The 16,969-nt window shown below is 74.2% G+C and carries 19 protein-coding genes; 2 read left to right on the top strand and 17 right to left on the bottom strand.

The window, feature by feature from the left end:
• Positions 1–17: 17 nt before the first annotated feature.
• The 15 genes from dprA to BM142_RS08855 all read right to left on the bottom strand — a co-directional run bounded on the left by dprA (position 18) and on the right by BM142_RS08855 (position 12,171).
• Positions 18–1,265: a DNA-processing protein DprA gene (gene dprA / locus BM142_RS08925; protein ID WP_092196411.1), complete on the bottom strand. Its 1,248-nt coding sequence runs from the start codon at positions 1,263–1,265 to the stop codon at positions 18–20.
• A complete protein-coding gene (locus BM142_RS08920) occupies positions 1,262–2,782 on the bottom strand; it encodes a YifB family Mg chelatase-like AAA ATPase (protein ID WP_092196410.1) in 1,521 nt (506 codons plus the stop codon). Before BM142_RS08920 ends, dprA begins: the two co-directional genes overlap by 4 nt.
• On the bottom strand, positions 2,779–3,138 hold the full coding sequence (locus BM142_RS08915; protein WP_092196409.1) for a YraN family protein: 360 nt from the start codon (positions 3,136–3,138) through the stop codon (positions 2,779–2,781). Before BM142_RS08915 ends, BM142_RS08920 begins: the two co-directional genes overlap by 4 nt.
• A gap of 81 nt (positions 3,139–3,219) precedes the next feature.
• A complete protein-coding gene (locus tag BM142_RS08910) occupies positions 3,220–3,540 on the bottom strand; it encodes a DUF2469 domain-containing protein (RefSeq protein ID WP_092196408.1) in 321 nt (106 codons plus the stop codon).
• Positions 3,537–4,340 (bottom strand): ribonuclease HII, encoded by an 804-nt coding sequence (locus BM142_RS08905; RefSeq protein WP_092196407.1) that lies wholly within the window; start codon positions 4,338–4,340, stop codon positions 3,537–3,539. Before BM142_RS08905 ends, BM142_RS08910 begins: the two co-directional genes overlap by 4 nt.
• A gap of 117 nt (positions 4,341–4,457) precedes the next feature.
• On the bottom strand, positions 4,458–5,207 hold the full coding sequence (locus BM142_RS08900; protein WP_254790688.1) for a LuxR C-terminal-related transcriptional regulator: 750 nt from the start codon (positions 5,205–5,207) through the stop codon (positions 4,458–4,460).
• A gap of 213 nt (positions 5,208–5,420) precedes the next feature.
• Positions 5,421–6,362 carry a signal peptidase I gene (gene lepB / locus BM142_RS08895; protein ID WP_092196486.1) on the bottom strand — a complete coding sequence of 314 codons (942 nt, stop codon included), beginning with the start codon at positions 6,360–6,362 and terminating at the stop codon, positions 5,421–5,423.
• A gap of 82 nt (positions 6,363–6,444) precedes the next feature.
• Positions 6,445–6,801 carry a 50S ribosomal protein L19 gene (rplS, locus tag BM142_RS08890; RefSeq protein ID WP_092196405.1) on the bottom strand — a complete coding sequence of 119 codons (357 nt, stop codon included), beginning with the start codon at positions 6,799–6,801 and terminating at the stop codon, positions 6,445–6,447.
• A 143-nt stretch (positions 6,802–6,944) separates the two neighbouring features.
• Positions 6,945–7,445 (bottom strand): NUDIX hydrolase, encoded by a 501-nt coding sequence (locus tag BM142_RS08885; protein ID WP_092196404.1) that lies wholly within the window; start codon positions 7,443–7,445, stop codon positions 6,945–6,947.
• A complete protein-coding gene (trmD, locus tag BM142_RS08880; protein WP_092196403.1) occupies positions 7,438–8,172 on the bottom strand; it encodes a tRNA (guanosine(37)-N1)-methyltransferase TrmD in 735 nt (244 codons plus the stop codon). The genes BM142_RS08885 and trmD overlap by 8 nt, the downstream gene beginning before the upstream one ends.
• Positions 8,169–8,714, bottom strand: a complete 546-nt coding sequence (rimM, locus tag BM142_RS08875) for a ribosome maturation factor RimM (RefSeq protein ID WP_092196402.1) — start codon at positions 8,712–8,714, stop codon at positions 8,169–8,171. Before rimM ends, trmD begins: the two co-directional genes overlap by 4 nt.
• Before the next feature lie 11 nt (positions 8,715–8,725).
• Positions 8,726–8,962, bottom strand: a complete 237-nt coding sequence (locus BM142_RS08870) for an RNA-binding protein (RefSeq protein WP_092196401.1) — start codon at positions 8,960–8,962, stop codon at positions 8,726–8,728.
• Positions 8,963–8,965: 3 nt separating this feature from the next.
• Entirely contained in the window at positions 8,966–9,445 is a 480-nt protein-coding gene (rpsP, locus tag BM142_RS08865) for a 30S ribosomal protein S16 (protein ID WP_092196400.1), read from the bottom strand.
• 329 nt (positions 9,446–9,774) lie between these two features.
• Entirely contained in the window at positions 9,775–11,523 is a 1,749-nt protein-coding gene (locus BM142_RS08860; protein WP_092196399.1) for a proline--tRNA ligase, read from the bottom strand.
• 57 nt (positions 11,524–11,580) lie between these two features.
• Positions 11,581–12,171 carry a hypothetical protein gene (locus BM142_RS08855; protein WP_092196398.1) on the bottom strand — a complete coding sequence of 197 codons (591 nt, stop codon included), beginning with the start codon at positions 12,169–12,171 and terminating at the stop codon, positions 11,581–11,583.
• Positions 12,172–12,283: 112 nt separating this feature from the next.
• On the opposite strand from BM142_RS08855, the gene BM142_RS08850 reads away from it, so the two are divergent.
• Complete coding sequence (locus BM142_RS08850; protein ID WP_092196397.1) at positions 12,284–12,973, top strand: response regulator transcription factor; 690 nt, start codon at positions 12,284–12,286, stop codon at positions 12,971–12,973.
• Positions 12,970–14,220 (top strand): sensor histidine kinase, encoded by a 1,251-nt coding sequence (locus BM142_RS08845; protein ID WP_092196396.1) that lies wholly within the window; start codon positions 12,970–12,972, stop codon positions 14,218–14,220. Before BM142_RS08850 ends, BM142_RS08845 begins: the two co-directional genes overlap by 4 nt.
• Here BM142_RS08845 and BM142_RS08840 read toward each other — a convergent pair.
• Both BM142_RS08840 and ffh read right to left on the bottom strand, forming a co-directional pair.
• Positions 14,217–15,314: an amidohydrolase family protein gene (locus BM142_RS08840; protein ID WP_092196395.1), complete on the bottom strand. Its 1,098-nt coding sequence runs from the start codon at positions 15,312–15,314 to the stop codon at positions 14,217–14,219. The genes BM142_RS08845 and BM142_RS08840 overlap by 4 nt on opposite strands.
• Positions 15,311–16,870 (bottom strand): signal recognition particle protein, encoded by a 1,560-nt coding sequence (gene ffh / locus BM142_RS08835; protein WP_092196394.1) that lies wholly within the window; start codon positions 16,868–16,870, stop codon positions 15,311–15,313. The genes BM142_RS08840 and ffh overlap by 4 nt, the downstream gene beginning before the upstream one ends.
• Positions 16,871–16,969 lie beyond the last annotated feature (99 nt).

The following is a 16,969-nucleotide window of genomic DNA, read 5'->3' as shown; positions in this document are numbered from 1 at the left end:
TCCGCGGCCGGCACCCGTCAAGCCGCCGCGCCGGGCCCTCCCCGCCCCTTGGGGGGTGGCGCCAGCCGCCAGCCGGTGCCGGTCCACTCGACCAGGCCGGCCAGTTCGAGGGCCGGGAGCGCCCGGAGCACCTCGAGGACGTCGCAGCCGGCGACGGCGGCCAGCCGCTCCGGGCCGACCCCCGTCCGCACCGGGCAGGCGTCGAGGACGCGAGCGGCGACGTCGCCGAGCCCGTCCCGCGCGGACTCCGGCCCGGCCACCGGCGGAGCCAGGTCCTCACCGATCCGTCCGACGGCCTCGACGACCTGGGCCGCCGAGCTCACCAGGACGGCGCCGAGGCCCTCCTCGCGCAGCAGTTCGTGGCAGCCCACGCTCATCGCGCTCGTGACCGGGCCGGGCACGATGAGGACCTGCCGGCCGAGGTCCCGCGCGCGGCGTGCCGTCGCCTGGGCACCGGAGCGGGCGGCGGCCTCCACCACGACCGTGCCCCTCGTCAGCGCGGCGATCAACCGGTTGCGGACCAGGAACCGGTGGCGCAGCGGCGCGCAGCCCGGCGGCCACTCGCTGACCAGCAGGCCGGTCTCGGCGATCCGGTGGAAGAGCGCACCGTGCGCCGCTGGGTAGGGCCGGTCGACGCCGCACGCCAGGACGGCCAGGGTCGGCGCCTCCGCCACGAGGGCGCCCCGGTGGGCGGCCGCGTCGACGCCGAAGGCCCCGCCGGAGACCACGGTCCAGTCCCGCGCCCCCAGGTCGTGCCCGAGCTCGCCGGCCACGTGCTCGCCGTAGGCCGTGGACGCCCGCGACCCGACGATGGCCACCGATCGGTCGACCAGCTCGTCCAGCCGGCCCGTGCCGCGCACCCAGAGCGCGAGCGGCGGGACGAGCGCCGTCGTGCGGTCGGACTGCCCCTTCGGCCCGACCGGTTCGGCGGCCACCGCGAGGGTCAGCGCGTGCAGCGGCAACGCCGGCCACTCGTCGTCCTCGGGCACGAGGAGCCGCGCGCCGCAGCGCTCGGCCCGGGCGAGGTCGGCCAGGGTCGCGTCCTCCTCCGCCCGGGCGCCGACCAGCGCCCGGATGCGTTCGGGCGCCGCACCCGCACGCAACCGGCGGACGGCCTCCACCGGGCCGACGTCCTCGACGTAGCGCCAGAAGTCGATGGTGCCGGGCTCTACGGCGCGGCTCAGCCAGGCCCGGGCCCGCCGCAGGCCCGGGCCCGGGCCCGTGGCGCCGCCGGCGGCCTCCTCGAGGTCCTCGTCGAGCCTCATGCCGCCACCCGCTGCAGTCGCATGCCGAGGGCCTCGGCCACCTCGTCGGGACCGGGCACCGTGCGGCCGGCGAGGTCGGCGACGGTCCAGGCCACCCGCAGCACCCGGTCGAAGCCGCGGACCGACAGTGCCCCGCGCTCCAGGGCGCGCTCGGCCAGTGCGAGGGAGGAGCGCGGGACCGCCCATCGTTCCCGCAGCAGCCGCCCGGGCACCTGGCTGTTGACCGACAGGCCCGTGCCCGCCAGCCGCTCCGCCGCCGCAGCCCGAGCGCCGGCCACCCGGCGGGCCACCTCGGCGGTCGTCTCGGGTGCCGCCATGCCGTCCAGCCACGCCGCCCGCGTGACCGGTGGCAGGTCGACCCGCAGGTCGATGCGGTCCAGCAGCGGGCCCGACAGCCGGGAGCGGTACCTCCGCCGCTCCAGCGGGCTGCACGTGCATGCGGTGTCACCGGCGGCACTGGCGCAGGGGCAGGGGTTGGCGGCCAGCACCAGCTGCGCCCGGCAGGGGAAGGTGGCCGCCCCGGCCGCGCGGTGGATGGTCACCTGCCCGCGCTCCAGCGGCTGCCGCAGCGTGTCGAGCACGGCGCGGGGAAACTCGGGCGCCTCGTCCAGGAAGAGCACGCCGCGGTGGGCCCGGCAGATGGCGCCGGGCCGGATCTGGCCCGAGCCGCCGCCGATGAGCGCGGCCATCGTCGCGGAGTGGTGCGGGGCCTCGAACGTCGGCCGGGTGACCAGCGGCGCCCCTGGCGGGAGCGTGCCCGCCACGGAATGGATGGCCGTCACCTCCAGTGCGGCGTGCTCCCCCAGTGGGGGGAGGACGCCCGGCAGCCGCTCGGCGAGCATGGTCTTGCCCGCTCCCGGCGGTCCGGCGAGGAAGAGGTGATGGCCGCCCGCGGCCGCCACCTCCACGGCCCGGCGTCCCGCCGCCTGGCCGACCACGTCGGCGAGATCCGGCGGGGGCGGCAGCTCGGGCGGTGTACCCCGGACGTGCGCGCTCAGCCGCTCGCGGCCGGCCAGGTGCGCGAGCACGCCCCCGAGATCGCGCGCGGCCAGCACCTCCAGGCGCTCGACCAGCGCGGCCTCCTCGGCGTTGGCCGCGGGGACGATCACCTGCCGGTGACCCGCCCGGGCGGCGGCGAGCACCGCGGGCAGGACACCGCGGATGCCGCGCACCGAACCGTCGAGGCCCAGCTCGCCGAGGAAGACCAGCTGGTCGACCGACTCCCGGGGCACCGTCCCGGACGCCGCGAGCACCGCCGCGGCCAGCGCGAGGTCGAAGCCGCTGCCCTGCTTGGGCATCGACGCCGGCGAGAGCCCGATGGTGATCCGCCGCTGCGGGAAGCTGGCCCCGACGTTCGTGACCGCGGCACGCACCCGGTCCACCGACTGCCGCACCACCGCGTCGGGCAGACCGACCAGCGCCACGTGCGGTACGCCGTTGGCCATGTCGACCTCGACCTCGACCATGGCGCCGTGCACGCCGGCCAGTCCCACCGACCAGGTGCGGGCCAGCGTCACAGGAACGCTGCCCGGAGGTGCGTGACCAGCGCCGGCCGCGACGGGCGCACCAGCACCCCGACCACGTCGAAGCGCAGCTCGGGCGCATGTTCGTCGTGGTCGGCGAGCCACCGCTGGGCCACCGTGCGCAGCCGGCGCTGCTTCGCGGGGGTCACCGCCTCGACGGGGTGGCCGAAGCCGGTACCCCGTCGGGTCTTCACCTCGCAGAAGACGAGCGCACCGCTGTCGCGGGCGACGATGTCGAGCTCACCCTCCCGGCACCGCCAGTTGCGGTCCAGCACCCGGAGGCCGTGGTCGGTGAGGAAGGCGACGGCGATCGCCTCGCCGTGGGCGCCGAGTTCGGAGGTCGTGGACACCCCCCGACCGTGGCGCGGCGGCGCCGGTCGGGACAGCGCCGCCAGCGATCTGTGGAGAGCGCGCCCGGCTGTGGACGCCGGTCAGGTGATCCGCGGGTTCTCCGGCAGTTCGAGGTCGGGCTTGTCAAGCTCCTCGACGTTGACGTCCTTGAACGTCAGCACCCGGACGTTGCGCACGAAGCGGGCCGGCCGGTACATGTCCCAGACCCAGGCGTCGGACAGCTTCAGCTCGAAGTAGACCTCTCCCCCGGCTTCGCGGACCTGGAGGTCGACGGAGTTGGCCAGGTAGAACCGCCGCTCGGTCTCCACCACGTAGGTGAACTGGCGGACGATGTCCCGGTACTCGCGATAGAGCTGCAGCTCCATCTCGGTCTCGTACTTCTCGAGGTCCTCGGTGCTCATCGAACCTCTCCGGGAACGGGGCTCAGCGCTCGGGACGGCGGCGAGAAGGGCATGGCCCCATCATCGACCATCGCGTCCGGCCCGGTCAGCCGGGCCGTCCGCGCGGCGTGGGAGTCGCGGGCGCTCCGGACGTTGACGAACCGCATCCGGTGCTCCGGGCACGGCCCGTGCCGCTCCAGCGCGGCGCTGTGCACGTCGGTGATGTAGCCCTTGTGGCCGGCGAAGTCGTACTGGGGCCACTGCTCGTGCAGCTCCAGCATCAGACGGTCCCGGGTGACCTTGGCGAGCACCGACGCGGCCGCGACGCACGCGGCCACCCGGTCGCCCTTCCACACCGCCAGACCGGGCCGGGTCAGGCCGGGCACCGGGAACCCGTCGGTCAGGACGTAGTCCGGGGACGGGTCGAGGGCGCTGACCGCCCGCCGCAGCGCCTCGATGTTGGTGACGTGCATGCCACGGGCGTCCAGCTCGCCGACGGGGATGACCACGACCGACCAGGTCAGCGCACGGTCCGCCACCTCCGCGTACACCCGCTCGCGGGCCGCCGCGGTCAGCAGCTTGGAGTCGGCCAGGCCGGGGACCCGCCCCCGGCGGCCGGGAGGCAGCACGCAGGCCGCGGCCACCAGCGGACCGGCACAGGCACCGCGGCCGGCCTCGTCGGCACCGGCCACGACCTCGAAGCCGCGACGGCGCAGGGACCGCTCCATGTCCCAGAGCGCGTCGGGACGGTCCTCGCCCACCGGTGCGCGCCGGGCGCGCACGGCCGGGCTCGACGTGGAGTGGGCGGATCGGGAAACCATCGCCGTCCGACAGTACGACGGGCCGCCCGGTGCTCTCCGACCGGACACGACCGGGACGGCCGAACGGGCCGGCCCCCGCGGGGGCCGGCCCGTTCGGCCGGAGGGATGGACCCGAGATCAGATCTCGGCGAGCCCCAGATCGGGGCTGGACAGCTCGGTCTCGCCCTGGGCGGCCGCGGACAGGCCGTGGGCGCCACAGGTGCAGCCGGGCTGGCGGTTGGACAGCACCAGGGAGACCGCGTGCGCCCGGTCCCGGGCACCGAGCTTGCGCAGGATGGCCTTGACGTGGGACTTGACGGTGTCCTCGCTGATGAAGAGGTTGCGCCCGATCTGCCGGTTGGACTGCCCCAGCAGCAGCTCGTCGAGCACGTCGGACTCGCGCCGGGTCAGCGGCACCTCCGGCGTGAACGGCTTCGCGGCCGGCAGGGCGGAGGGCTCGACCCGGCGGATCTGCGGGTCGACGACGGTCCGGCCGGCGCGGGCGGCGAGGATCGCCCAGCCGAGCAGCGTCGGCGAGGTGTTGATCATGAGGTAGCCGCGGACACCGGCGGCGAGCGCCTCGTTCACCACCGAGGGGTCCTCCGACGTGGCGAGGGCGACGATCGTCACGCGGGGGAAACGGCGCCGCAGGTCGCGGCAGGCGTTGAGCGTGGCGGCGCGGCCGGAGCCGAGCTCGACGACGACGGCGTCGGGGCGGGCCGACTCGACCAGCGTGAGGGCGCGACGCAGTTCGCCGGGCGTACCCACCGACTGCATGCCGGCCGTCTCGTTGATCATGCTGACCAGACCGCGACGCAGGACGGGCGCGTCGGCGAGGAGGAGCACGCGGGTGATCCCGCGGGCATTGCTCGCCATAGGTGCAGACACAACTGACTCCGTTTCGACTCCGGGAACTTGCAATGTCTCCATCGGAAGGGTGAAACGGATACTTGAATACTTTGTCAGCATTTTCTTGATTGGTATCGCGCCGCGCTCTATGCGTTCTTCGACTTCCCGTCCGTCACACCGGAATGGTGCTGGGAACGCAGACGGGCTCCCCGCGCCCAGGCACGACGCGGCCGGGGGACGGAGCAGGGGCGGTCAGCCCTCGGCGGATCGCCGACGGCGCAGCCAGGCGGTCACCGGCAGCGCGCCCGCCAGCCCGAACGCCCAGGGCGCCACGGCCGACGCCGTCACCGTGGAGGACGTCATGCCGGCCGGTTCCGCGGCGGCGGCCTCGACGCCCTGGATGTCGGGCGAGTCCAGCAATCCGAACCGGCTGACCGGCCAGACGATGACCGCGGCCTTGCCGATGACGTCGTCGACCCCGATCGTGCCGCCGTACTCGTCACCGACGTGCGAGCGGGAGTCCGCCGACGCCGAACGGTGGTCACCCATCACCCACAGCCGGCCCTCCGGCACGGTCACCGGACCGAAGGGCCGGCTCTCGATCGGGGTGTCCTCGAAGATGTAGGGCTCGTCCAGCGGCTCGCCGTCCACCGTCACGCGCCCCTGGTCGTCGCAGCACTGGACCGTCTGGCCCTCGGTGGCGATCACCCGCTTGACGTAGTCGTCCTCGCTCGGCGGGGCGACCCCGACGGTCCGCCCGAGCCACAGCATCGCCTCGGAGAACCAGTTGGCCGGCTCGGCCACCGACACCTCCGGCGCCCAGGTGTCCGGCCCCTTGAACACGACGATGTCGCCGGGCTCGGGCTCGCCGAACCAGTACGGCACCTTGTTCACCAGCACGCGGTCCCCGGTGCACCCGGGACAGCCGTGCAGCGTCTGCTCCATCGACCCCGACGGGATGAAGAATGCCTGGACGAAGAACGTCTTGACGACCAGCGCGAGCACGAACGCGATGAGCAGGAGCACCGGGAGCTCGCGCAGCAGGGAGCCCTTCTTGGCGGTCCGGTCACGACCGCGGGAGCCCCGGGCCGTGGACGCACCGGCGGCGGCGTCGCCCTGCGGCGTGGTGCGGTCCCCGGAAGGATCGTCCCCGGGAACGACGTCGGCGGGCCCCCCGGGCCGATCACTGCTCATCGAGAGCAGCGTACGTCCCGGGAGACCCGCCGCGACCACAGCCGGTCATGACCGGCCGTCAGGCGTGTCAGCGAGTCATCGCTCAGCGAGCGACGACCTCACGCTTCTCCTTGATCTTGGCGGCCTTGCCGCGCAGCTCGCGGAGGTAGTACAGCTTCGCGCGACGCACGTCACCGCGGGTGACGACCTCGATCTTCTCGACGACCGGGGTGTGCACCGGGAACGTGCGCTCCACGCCGACGCCGAAGCTCACCTTGCGCACGGTGAAGGTCTCGCGGATGCCACCGCCCTGACGGCGGATGATGACGCCCTGGAAGACCTGGATGCGCGAGCGGTTGCCCTCGACGACCCGCACGTGCACCTTCACGGTGTCCCCGGGGCGGAAGTCGGGGATGTCGGCGCGCAACGAATCGGCGTCGAGTGCGTCCAGGGTGTTCATCTCGGCAGTCCTCAGTTCTAGCGGCTCGATGCGGTCGGACAGCGGCGTGCGCCGGCCGTCCGTTCCGGGGGGCTGCGCTCCCGTCGGGAGCCACCGTCGGCGCGCGCCGACGACCTGCAGCAGCTCTCTACTGTGCCACACCTTCACGCGACGACGCGCGGCGGGCCCGTCCACGGCCCGCTGAGCAGCTCGGGCAGCCGGTCGGCGAGGTCCGCCGGCGCGAAGTCCTCGCCGCTCGCGGCGAGCTCGGCGGCCGACCACCAGCGGTGCGGCTCCTCGCCCAGCAGCTCCAGCTCGGTGCGGCCGCCCGGATCCACCTCGTGGACGACGTCGCGGAGGACGAAGAACGTCTCCCGGGAGTCGATGTCCACGCCCGCGAACGCACCGAGATGCCGGCGCAGCCACACCGGGCCCTCCAGGTCGGCCGGCGCCGCGAGGAGGCCGATCTCCTCGGCGAGCTCCCGGACCGCGGCCTCGCGCACGCTCTCGCCGTCCTCCACTCCCCCACCCGGGGTGTACCAGAACAGGACCTCGCCGGGAGGTACGGCCGGGTCGGTGAGCCGGGCGCCGAGCAGCAGCACCCGGCCGGCCGGGTCGAGGACGACGACGCGTGCGGTCGGCCGGACCCACGGCCGGTCAGCCACCGTCGAGCAGGGCCCGGTCGGCGTCGGACAGCCCCTCCGCGGGGAGCAGGTCGGGCCGGCGGACCGCGGTGCGCCGCAGCGACTCCGCACGGCGCCAGCGGTCGATGGCGGCGTGGTCGCCGGAGAGCAGCACCGGCGGCACCTCGTGGCCGCGCCAGGAGGCCGGCCGGGTGTAGGAGGGTTCCTCCAGCAGGCCGTCGGCGTGCGAGTCGAACTCGACCGACTCGCGGTTGCCCACCACCCCGGGCAGCAGGCGGGTGACCGCCTCGACCATCACGAGGACGGCGGACTCCCCGCCGGCCAGCACGTAGTCGCCGATCGAGACCTCCGACACCGGGCCGGCGTCGGCGGCCCAGTCGGCGACCCGCTGGTCGATCCCCTCGTAGCGGCCGCAGGCGAAGACGAGCCCGGGCTCCTGCGCCCACTCGGCCGCCATCGCCTGGGTGAACGGCCGGCCGGCGGGGGTCGGGACGACGAGGCGGGTGCCGGAGGGACGGACGGCCTCCAGCGCCAGCGCCCAGGGCTCGGGCTTCATGACCATCCCCGGCCCGCCGCCGTACGGGGCGTCGTCCACGGTGCGGTGCACGTCGTCGGTCCACTGCCGCAGGTCGTGCACCCCGATGGACACCAGGCCGCGCTCGGCGGCCTTGCCCAGCAGCGACTGGCGCAGCGGCGCGAGGTACTCGGGGAAGATCGTCACGACGTCGACCCGGAAGGGCGCGCTCACAGGTCCAGCAGCCCCTCGGGTGGGTCCACGACCAGGAATCCCCCGGTCAGGTCGACCGTGGGCACGATCGCCGACACGAACGGGACCAGCGCCTCACCGCCCTCGCCGCGGCGCACGACCAGCAGGTCCTGGGCCTCGTGCCGGACCGCCGTGACCTCCCCGATGACCGTGCCGTCGGGCAGCCGTGCCGCGAGGCCCACCAGCTGGTGGTCGTAGTAGGAGTCCGGGTCCTCGATGGGCGGGAGGTCGGCGACCGGCACCACCAGGAGCGTGTTGCGCAGCGCGTCGACGTCCTCGCGGGTGGCGTGGACCGCGCCGTCCGCACCGGCCAGCTGCAGCAGCAGCGTGCCGCTGTGCCAGCGCTTGTCGACGACGGTGAGCGGTCCCCGCTGCGGCGGGTCGGTCATCAGCACCGTGCCGGGCGCGAAGCGGTGGTCGGGGTCGTCGGTGCGCACCTCGACGGTGGCCAGACCACGGACACCGTGGGGTCGGCCGATGCGGCCGACCACCACGGTGTCGGTGTCGTGCGGGGTTCCCGGCAAGGGAGGTGTGCTCAGCGCCCGTCGGTGTCGACGACGTCGACCCGGAGGCCGCGTCCGCCGACGCCGGTCATCACCTGGCGCAGCGCCTTGGCGGTGCGCCCGCCGCGACCGATGACCTTGCCGAGGTCGTCGGGGTGGACCCGGATCTCCAGGGTCTTGCCACGTCGGTTGGCGAGCAGGTCGACGGTCACGTCCTCCGGGTGGTCGACGATGCCCTTGACCAGGTGCTCGAGCGCGTCTTCGAGCACGTCTTACTCGGCAGGCGTCTCTGCGGGAGCGTCCGCGGCGGGAGCCTCGGGCGCAGCCTCGGCTGCGGGCGCCTCGTCGGCGGCAGCGGCCTTCTTCGGAGCGGCCTTCTTCTTGGCGGTGGTCGCCTCGGTCGTCGGCTCGTCCATGCCGGCGCGGACGGCGGCCTCGTAGAGGGCCTTCTTGTCCGGCTTGGGCTCGGCGACCTTCATGGGCGGCGGCGCGGCCTCGCCCTTGAACTTCTGCCAGTCACCGGTCACCCGGAGGATGGCGGCGACGGCCTCGGTCGGCTGAGCGCCGACGCCGAGCCAGTACTGCGCCCGCTCGGAGTCGACCTCGATGAAGGAGGGGTCCTCCTTCGGGTGGTACTTGCCGATCGTCTCGATCGAGCGGCCGTCACGCTTGGTCCGGGCGTCGGCGACGACGATGCGGTAGTACGGCGCGCGCATCTTGCCCAGGCGCATGAGCTTGATCTTGGTGGCCACGGTGGGTGGTGTACTCCTCGAACGCTGTGTGGGTGCTCGCCGGAGCGACGTGTGGGGTTACGCCGGGGCGGAGCGATGGACACGGCCGGAAACGGTGAGAGGGCCGCCACCGCCGTGTTCGACCGACCATGATGCCAGATCGCCGGGGACGGGCCGTGGCCAGGATGGGCCGCCCGCCCCCCTCGGGCCGCCGGTGCCCACCGCGGCCGGGTCCGAGGGCTCGCCGGACGCCGTCCTCCCCCACCGCAGCGCATCCTCCCCCACCGCCCACCGCGAGGGAGGACGCGCCATGATCAGGTGCCCTGATCATGGCTAGGAGGGCGGGTGGGTCAGGTGCGGGTCGCGGCGAGCACGCGGGCGCCGGCCTCGGCGACCGGCACCTCCTCGCGGTCGCCGGTCCGGCGGTCCCGCACCTCGATGACGCCCTCGGCGAGCCCGCGGCCCACGGTCACGATCGTCGGCATCCCCAGCAGCTCGGCGTCCTTGAACTTCACGCCGGGAGACACCTTCGGCCGGTCGTCGTAGAGCACGGTGAGCCCGGCGGCCACCAGTTCCGCGGCCAGCGCCTCGGCGGCCTCGAAGACGGCGGCGTCCTTGCCGGTCGCCACGAGGTGCACGTCCGCGGGGGCCACCTCGCGCGGCCAGACGAGCCCCAGCTCGTCGTGCGTCGACTCCGCGATCGCGGCCACCGCCCGGGAGACCCCGATGCCGTAGGAGCCCATCGTCACCGTGACCAGCTTGCCGTTCTCGTCGAGCACCTTGAGGTCCAGCGCCTCGGCGTACTTGCGGCCGAGCTGGAAGATGTGGCCCATCTCCACGCCGCGGGCCAGCTCCAGCGGGCCGGAGCCGTCGGGCGCCGGGTCACCCGCGAGCACCTCGGCGGCCTCGATGACGCCGTCCCAGGTGAAGTCCCGCCCGGCGACCAGGTCGAACACGTGCTTGCCGGGCTCGTTGGCCCCGGTGATCCAGCGGCTGCCCGGGACGATCCGCGGGTCGACCAGGTAGCGGATCTTCGCCCCGTTCTCCGCACCGAGCACCTGCGGGCCGATGTAGCCCTTCACCAGCGCGGGGTGCTTGGCGAAGTCGTCGAACGGCGCGACCTCGGCCGGGGCCACCTGTGCCTCCAGGCGCTTGGCGTCGACCTCCCGGTCACCCGGCAGGCCGATCACCAGCGGCTCGCGGGAGCCGTCGGGGTGCACCAGCGTGACGACGACGTTCTTCAGGGTCGAGGCAGCTGTGTAGCCGGCGTCGGGGAACAGCTCCCGCGCGACGGCGACCAGGGTTTCGATGGTCGGGGTGTCCGGGGTGTCCTCGACGTGCGACTCGGGCAGCCCGTCGAACGGGATCGCGTCCGGCACGACGGTGGCCACGGCCTCGACGTTGGCCGCGTACCCCCCGGCCGAACGGACGAAGGTGTCCTCGCCGATCGCCGTCGGGTGCAGGAACTCCTCGCTCTTCGACCCGCCCATGGCCCCGGACATCGCCGCGACGATCACGTAGTCCAGGCCGAGCCGGTCGAAGATCCTGATGTAGGCCTCGCGGTGCGCGGCGTAGGACCGGTCGAGGCCGGCGTCGTCCACGTCGAAGGAGTAGCTGTCCTTCATCGTGAATTCGCGCCCGCGGAACAGCCCGGCCCGCGGTCGCGCCTCGTCCCGGTACTTGGTCTGGATCTGGTACAGCGAGAGCGGCAGGTCCTTGTACGAGCCGTAGAGGTCCTTCACCAGGAGCGTGAACATCTCCTCGTGCGTCGGGCCCAGGAGGAAGTCGTTCCCCCGGCGGTCCTTCAGCCGGAACAGGTTCGGGCCGTACTCCGTCCAGCGGCCGGTCGCCTCGTAGGGCTCGCGGGGCAGCAACGCCGGGAAGTGCACCTCCTGGGCGCCCATCGCGTCCATCTCCTCGCGGACGATGCGCTCGACGTTGCGGAAGACGCGGAAGCCCAGCGGCAGCCAGGTGAACCCGCCGGGAGCGGCCCGGCGGATGTAGCCACCACGGGCGAGCAGCCGGTGGCTGGGGACCTCCGCGTCGGCCGGGTCGTCACGCAGGGTCCGCAGGAACAGGGTCGACATCCGCAGCAGCACGGGGGAAGTCTCCCAGGCCCGGCGAGGGGCTCCTCCCGCCGGGCCGGGGAGAGCCGGTCAGTCGTCCGAACCGTGCCCCCCACCGTCGCGGCCGGAGGAGTCGTCCCCCGGCCCGTCGTCGGATCCGTGCCCGCCGTCGCGGCCCGAGGAGTCGTCCCGCCCGGAGTCGTCCCGCCCGGAGTCGTCCCGCCCGGAGTCGTCGCGACCCGAGGTGGCCGGTGCCGGGGCCGAGCCCGAGGACCGCGACGACGAGTCGTCCAGGGCGAAGACCGGACCGCCGTCGACGCAGGTCACGTGCACCTCCACCTCGCTGCCGCCGCTCTTGAACTCCATCTCGCCGGGATCGTTCGAGTCGTCGACGTACCACCCCGCGGAGGGGACGCCGGCGAGGACCGGCGAGCCGGTCGCGCAGTCGGCGAACACGGTGCCGCCGGCGCTGACGTACTGGCCGGTCGCCGAGGGGCCCACCGGCGAGCCGCTCGACGGGGCGGTGGTCGGGGAACCGGTGGACGGCGACGTGGTCGCCGCCGCCGGGGTGGTCCCCGGGGACGCCGAGGCGTCGACGAGGGACACGGCCAGGAAGCCCAGGCCGACAGCTGCCGCCGCGGACGCGGTCCACGCGGCTCCGAGTGCAATGGTTCGCTTCATGACGCAGACCCTCCTGCGGGCAGGGTTAAGGCCACCCCAAGGTGAGGTCAAGGCAACCGCCCGATCGGGTCGAGACGCTCCGGACCGGCCCCGCGCGGCGTTAGCGTGCCTCGTGGCCCAGCTGCTGGTGATCGAGGACGACGAACGCATCCGCTCCTCGCTGATCCGTGCCCTGCGCGAGCGGGGGCACGCCGTGAGCTCCGCGGCCACCGCCCTGGCCGGGCTGCGGCAGGCGGTGGACGAGCGTCCCGACCTCGTCGTGCTCGACCTGGGGCTGCCCGATCTGGACGGCCGGGAGCTCCTGCGGATGCTGCGGGCGGTCTCCTCGGTACCGGTCATCGTGGCCACGGCCCGGGACGACGACGGCAGCGTCGTGCAGGCGCTGGACGCCGGCGCGGACGACTACGTGGTGAAGCCGTTCGCGGCCGGCCAGCTGGAGGCCCGCATCCGGGCCGTCCTGCGCCGCGCCGCGGGTACGGCCGACGCTGCCGCGGCGGCGGTGACCGTCGCCGATCTGACGGTCGATCCCCGCACCCGCCGGGTCACCCACGCCGGCGCGACGGTGGAGCTCGCCCCGAAGGAGTTCGACCTGCTCGCCTACCTCGCCGCCCGGGCCGGAACCGTGGTCTCCAAGCGCGAGCTGCTCACCGAGGTCTGGCAGCTGCCCTACGGCGGATCGGACAAGACCGTCGACGTCCACCTGTCGTGGCTGCGCCGGAAGCTCGGCGAGTCCGCCGCCTCCCCGCGCCTGCTGCAGACCGTCCGCGGGGTGGGCGTGCGCCTGGCCGAGCCCGAGACGTGAGACGGCAGATCACGCAGCTGGTTGCGGCGACCACGTCGATCATCCTGCTGGCGTTCCTGCTCCCGGCGGCCTCGCTCGTGGCCCGGGTCGCCGAGGCGCGGGCGCTCGACGCGGCGCAGGCCCAGTTGCAGTTCCTGACGCCCTCCGTGGGGCTCGACCAGCGGGAGCAGGTCGCCGCCAACCTCATCGGCATGGCCGACGAGCTCCGGGCGGCCGTGCGCTGGACCGACGGCGCATGGCTGGGCGATCCCGCGGACCGGGACGTGCCGATGCCCTCGGGGGCCGAGCGGATCGAGTCCGAGGACGGCATCCTCCTGCTGCAGCCGGTCCAGCGGGCCGACGGCTCCGCGCTCGTCGAGGTCTTCGTCCCCGCCGACACGCTGCGTGCCGGCGTGACCCGCACGTGGGTGGTCCTGGCCGCGCTCGGCGCCGTGCTCCTGCTGCTGGCGCTCGTCGTCGCGGACCGGCTCGCCCGCACGATGACCCGGCCCGTCACCGACCTGGCGACGACGGCCCGGCGGCTCGGCAGCGGCGATCTCGCCGCTCGCGCCGTCCCGTCCGGCCCGGTGGAGGTGCGGGGGGTCGCCGCCGCGGTCAACCGGCTGGCCGAGCGGATCGGCGAGCTCCTGGACGCCGAGCGCGAGGGGGCGGCCGATCTCGCGCACCGCCTGCGCACCCCGCTGACCGCCCTGCGGCTGGACGTCGAGGGCCTGCCGGAGCCGCAGCGCGAACGCCTGCTGGGCGACGTCGACGCGGTGAGCCGGGGGATCGACGAGGTCATCTCCGAGGCACGGCGCAGCGTGCGCGAGGGGATCGGCGCCGGCTGCGACGCCACCGCCGTCGTCGGCGAACGGGTGCACTTCTGGTCTGTCCTCGCCGAGGAGGAGGGCCGTCCGCTCGAGGTCGACCTCCCCGCGGTCCCGGCGCCGGTCCGCGTCTCGGCACCGGACCTGCGCGCGGCCGTGGACGCCCTGCTCGGCAACGTCTTCGCGCACACGCCGGAGGGGACGTCCATGTCGGTGACCGTCCGGGCGGCGACGGCGGGCGGCGCGCGGCTGGTGGTCTCCGACACCGGCCCCGGGATGCCCGAGGACGCCGTCGACCGCGGCCGCAGCGGCACGGGCTCGACCGGCCTCGGGCTGGACATCGTCCGCCGGACCGCCGAGGGCTCCGGCGGTGGGCTGCGGATCACCAGCTCCGGCTCCGGGACGGCCGTGACGATGGAGCTCGGCCCGCCTCCGGCCTAGGCGACGATGCGGCCGCGGAGCAGGGTGAGGCCCGGGCGGGCGAGGACGTCCGGGTCGGCGCGCGGGTCGGCGTCGAACACCACGAGGTCGGCGGGCGCACCCTCCTCGATGCAGGGCAGGCCGAGCCACCGCCGGGCCGACCAGGAGGCGGCGGCGAGTGCGGCCTCCGCGGGCAGCCCCGCCTCGTGCAGCGCCCGGACCTCGTCGGCGATGCGGCCGTGCGCCAGGCTCCCGCCCGCGTCGGTGCCCGCGAACACCGGCACGCCGGCCTCGAAGGCGGCCCGCACGACCGCGCCCGAGCTCGCGTACAGCCGCCGCATCGTGCTGGCGTAGGAGGGGAACTTCCGCTCCCCCGCCTCGGCGAAGCCGGGGAAGTTCTCGACGTTGACCAGCGTCGGGACGACGGCCGTCCCGCGGGACGCCATCTCCCCGATCAGCTCCTCGGTGAGGCCGGTCCCGTGCTCGATGCAGTCGATGCCGGCACCGATCAGGTCGGGCAGCGCGTCGGTGCCGAAGGTGTGCGCGGTGACCCGGGCGCCGGTCTCGTGCGCGGCCGCGATCGCCGCCTCGAGCGCGTCGCGCGGCCACTCGGGCGCGAGGTCGCCCACGGAGCGGTCGATCCAGTCCCCCACCAGCTTCACCCAGCCGTCGCCGCGGCCGGCCTGCACCCGGACCTCGGCGGCCAGGTCCTCGGGCTCCAGCTCGATGCCGAGGTGGGGGATGTACCGGCGAGGGCGCGCGATGTGCCGTCCCGCGCGGATGATCCGCGGCAGGTCCGGCTCGTCGTCCAGGGCACGGGTGTCGACCGGTGACCCGCAGTCGCGCAGGGCGAGCACGCCGGCGGCCCGCTCGTCGAGCGCCTGCTGCCGCAGCCCCTGCAGGTCCGTCACGTGGTCCCCGCCGACGCCGATCCCGACGTGGCAGTGCGCGTCCACGAGGCCCGGCAGCAGCCAGCCGCCGGTGCTGACCGTCTCCGCGCCGGCAACCCGCTCGAAGGTGAACCGCCCCTCACGCACCCAGACGTCGTGCTGCTCCCCGTCGGGGAGCAGCACGCCGGAGAGGTGGAGTGCCCCACCCGGGGACGGCGAGGTCATCGGCCGGGCCGGTCGTCCTTGAACTGGTCGAAGTTCAGCTTGGTCAGGTCGGGCATCCCCTGCCCCATGCCGGGCGGCAGCTGGGGCATCCCGCCGGGGAACCCGCCTCCCGGCGGGAGCCCGGGCGCGCCGGCGGGCCGGCGCGCGGCACCGCCCTTGGCCTTCCCCTTGCCCTTCTTGCCCTTCTTCGACTGGGCCTGCATCTGGCGCCCGCGCTGCTTCTTCGACATCGGCCCCATGCCCGGCAGCCCCATGCTCCCGGCCATCTGGCCCATCATCTTCTGGGCCTGGACGAAGCGCTCCAGCAACTGGTTGACGTCGGTGACGCTCACCCCGGAGCCGTTGGCGATGCGCACCCGGCGCGAGGCGTTGATGATCTTGGAGTTGACCCGCTCCTCGGGCGTCATGGAGCGGATGATCGCCGCGGTCCGGTCGAGGTCGCGGTCGTCGACCTGCTTGAGCTGCTCCTTCATCGCACCGGCGCCGGGCAGCATGCCCAGCAGGTTGGCGATCGGGCCCATCTTGCGGATGGCCAGCATCTGCTCGAGGAAGTCCTCGAGGGTGAAGCCCTCGCGGGACGCCAGCTTGCCGGCCATGCGCTCGGCCTGGTCGGCGTCGAAGGTCTTCTCGGCCTGCTCGATCAGGGTGAGCACGTCACCCATGCCGAGGATGCGCGAGGCCATCCGCTCGGGGTGGAAGACGTCGAAGTCGGTGAGCTTCTCGCCGGTGGAGGCGAACATGATCGGCTGACCGGTCACGTACCGCACCGACAGCGCGGCACCACCGCGCGCGTCGCCGTCGAGCTTGGTGAGGACGACGCCGCTGAAGCCGACCCCCTCCTGGAAGGCCGTCGCGGTGTTCACCGCGTCCTGGCCGATCATCGCGTCGACGACGAACAGCGTCTCGTCCGGCTGCACGGCGTCGCGGATGCCGGCGGCCTGCGCCATCAGCTCGGCGTCGATGCCCAGCCGCCCGGCCGTGTCGACGACGACGACGTCGTGCATGGTGCGGCGGGCGTGCTCGACGGAGTCCGCGGCGACCCGGATCGGGTCGCCGACCCCGTTGCCCGGCTCAGGGGCGTAGACGTCCACCCCTGCTTGACCGGCGACGATCGAGAGCTGGTTGACGGCGTTGGGGCGCTGCAGGTCGCAGGCCACGAGCAGCGGCGTGTGGCCCTGCTCCTTGAGCCAGCGGCCGAGCTTGCCGGCCAGCGTGGTCTTGCCGGAGCCCTGCAGGCCGGCCAGCATGATCACCGTGGGCGCCTGCTTGGCGTAGCGCAGCCGCCGGGTCTCGCCGCCGAGGATGCCGACGAGCTCCTCGTTGACGACCTTGATGACCTGCTGAGCGGGGTTCAGCGCACCGGAGACCTCCGCCCCGCGGGCGCGCTCCTTGACCGAGGCGATGAACGCCCGGACCACCGGCAGGGCGACGTCGGCCTCGAGCAGCGCGATGCGGATCTCGCGCGCGGTGGCGTCGATGTCGGCGTCGGTGAGCCGGCCCTTGCCACGCAGGCCGGTGAAGACCTTGTCCAGGCGGTCGGAGAGGGTCTCGAACACAGCACGTCCTCAGCAGAAGTCACGGGCGCGGGGCACCCGCATCGATTGCCTCCCAGGGTAAGGCCCCGTCCCGGGGCCCATCGCGAGCCTGCGAGGAGT

The organism is Blastococcus tunisiensis (assembly GCF_900112815.1).
In the GTDB taxonomy this organism is placed as follows: domain Bacteria; phylum Actinomycetota; class Actinomycetes; order Mycobacteriales; family Geodermatophilaceae; genus Blastococcus_B; species Blastococcus_B tunisiensis.
The sequence above is the reverse complement of the archived record's forward strand: the minus strand, read 5'-3'. Positions and strand labels throughout refer to the sequence as shown.